This is a genomic window from Novipirellula sp. (genome assembly GCF_041583735.1).
GTDB lineage: Bacteria > Planctomycetota > Planctomycetia > Pirellulales > Pirellulaceae > Novipirellula.
This window is the reverse complement of sequence record NZ_JBFHFD010000953.1, coordinates 1-2,265: the sequence shown is the minus strand read 5'-3', so window position 1 is coordinate 2,265 and position 2,265 is coordinate 1. Positions and strand designations below refer to the sequence as shown.

The window sequence follows — 2,265 nt, the reverse complement described above, 5'->3', positions numbered from 1 at the left end:
CGCGACAAACCGGTGGTGTTGGTGTTTGGCAGCATCAGTTGTTCGCCGTTTCGCCAGCGAGTTCAGCAGGTCGAACAGTTGTACGAAGAGCACAAGGACAACGCGAATTTTCTGATGGTTTACATTCGCGAGGCGCACCCGGATTCCAAGATCCAGGTCAAGACGGCCGAGGGCGACGAAGTGTTACAAACGTTTGTGCAGACGAATGATTTGGCGTTACGGCGAGAGCACGCAGCGACATGCGAGCGAACGTTGTCGTTATCGTTTCCGATGGTGATGGACGGCGTGGACAACCGCGTCAATGCCGACTATGCCGGTTGGCCGATCCGTCTCGTCGTGATCGGCCGCGACGGCCGCATCCTCGATCCCGGCGCCCCCGGCCCCCAAGGCTTCAACCCCGACAAAATCGCCACCTGGCTAAAAACGCTGGATTAGTCACCTGGAATGGGGAAGGGGGTTTGCTCGGCATCAACCGCTTGCCTCGTCTCTTCTTTCTTGGATTTTCGGATCCAAACCGCGTAGCCATTTCCCGACGTTTCAAGGCCCCATAGGTTTGCATCAACATTGAAGCCAAATCCGGGACCAATTTTGACGATCAGCGTACTACTTTCTTGGGACTGGTCGCCTACGATTGCGACATAATCGGCTCCGTGAACTTCGGATTTGATGTAGCTGCCACTGTGAATTCCCGCGTATTTCCTGGCCTTGATCAAGGCTTTGATCTCATCGCCTCGGTTCCACTCAAAGTAGTGTTTCCAATAAACGCAAGGCACGCCGGGATGGGTCAGCAGATAAGCGTAAGCTTGCAGTAGTTTTTCATCGTTCGCAAACGTGTCGAATTGTTTTTGGGGAAAGCCGGTGTCGTGGTTTTCCAGAAACGTCACCGACTTGTCGTTGTTGACGGCGATTAAACCGTCGTACGCACCGTCCTTGAAATGGATTGCGGGTAGATGGTCATACTTTCCCCCATTGATGAATTCCCTAAGTCTCTCCTGAGTCGAAAAATCGAATGCGGAACAGGCTTTCTTCGCAGGATCATCCAGGCCGTACATCTTTGTACCGTCGATCCACTGTGAGACTTCGTAGGCGTTAGCGTCCCAGTATTCACCCACCGCAAAGGTCGGTTGGGAATCGTAGTTGTACTCTGCGATGTAGCCTGGTGCGAAGCCTTTGACCATGTCGTATCGCCAGCCACGGTATCCCAATTCACGGAGTCGTTTCAGATACGCTTTGATCTCGCTGCGAAGTTGACTATTGGTGTGATCTAGATCACGGGCGCCATGCCAGTTAGGGTAGTTCGAAAAAGTATAGTCGGGGGCGCCTCGGGCACCGGAATTCAAAGTCAAGCGATCTTCGTTGTTTAGCGTGCTTGGGTCTTGAAACCAGAATTCGTCCGTAGAGCAGATGAATTTAGAAGGCCATTGCGGATTCTTAAACGTTGACCATCCTCCGGTTCCGTTTCGATGGTTGATGACAAGGTCGGCGACCGGTTCGATCCCATGCTCAAGCAACTGGTTTAGCATCTCCTGATGTTGCTGATGGTTACCGTAGTTATTGCTGAACTCATAAAGTTGCTGGGGATGGTATCCCGCACCTTCGCCCTGTGATGGGGGCGGTAGCCAAATCAGGTCGAACTTTGCATCGGCAAGTTCATTCGCTTTTTCTTTGACATGATCGTACCATTTGCCCGTCCATTGAACTTCGTACGAATGTCCACCCGCACCGGTCTGCATCCCATCTTGATGCGATTCCCACATGAATCCCTGCATCATCACTCGATTATCGTTGTACTCTCCCTGAGCAAGTCCATCGCCGCAAGTGAACCATGAGACCGCAATTGCAATTGTGGTGAGCAAACGCCCTGTCAAATCAAAAGTGTTCATATTGAACTTACTGATTTAAAAGTTGAAAAGTGAGTGTTCACGACTGGATTAACACGTCGGTCAGCACGTTTGCGTCGGTCAACGGGTCTCGAATCGGCAGGAGGAGAACGCTGGGCGCGTCGGAATTGCACTGCATTGCTTTGTTGACATGCGGTTTAGTGTTGGGGGGCTTGGACCATGCCGTTGCCGATGTCTTCGAACGAGGCACCGGGGACGAATGTCGCCGAGGCTAAGGTTCGCGCAGCGAGATTCTCGCTGGTTAAGAAACCGAGGTTCTGCTTTTGCTGTTGCGCCCATAACGCAGCACATCCGGCGACGTGGGGAGTGGCCATGCTGGTTCCGCTGATTGTCCGCAGTGCGTCGTTGCTGCCGATCCAAGATG

General features: G+C 52.7%; 3 protein-coding genes. 1 reads left to right on the top strand and 2 read right to left on the bottom strand.

The genetic code is table 11. The annotated features are described in order from the left end of the window. On the top strand, nucleotides 1–435 hold a 435-nt coding region (locus ABX962_RS34955), incomplete at its 5' end, for a deiodinase-like protein (protein ID WP_372726280.1). Here ABX962_RS34955 and ABX962_RS34950 read toward each other — a convergent pair. Continuing rightward, nucleotides 432–1,883: an alpha-amylase family glycosyl hydrolase gene (locus tag ABX962_RS34950; RefSeq protein WP_372726279.1), complete on the bottom strand. Its 1,452-nt coding sequence runs from the start codon at nucleotides 1,881–1,883 to the stop codon at nucleotides 432–434. The genes ABX962_RS34955 and ABX962_RS34950 overlap by 4 nt on opposite strands. A gap of 155 nt (nucleotides 1,884–2,038) precedes the next feature. Next, on the bottom strand, nucleotides 2,039–2,265 hold a 227-nt coding region (locus tag ABX962_RS34945), incomplete at its 5' end, for a S8 family serine peptidase (RefSeq protein WP_372726278.1).

Excerpts from the sequence above, each read along its gene's own strand:
- ABX962_RS34950 (WP_372726279.1), bottom strand. The coding sequence starts at position 1,883 with ATGAACACTTTTGATTTGACAGGGCGTTTGCTCACCACAATTGCAATT.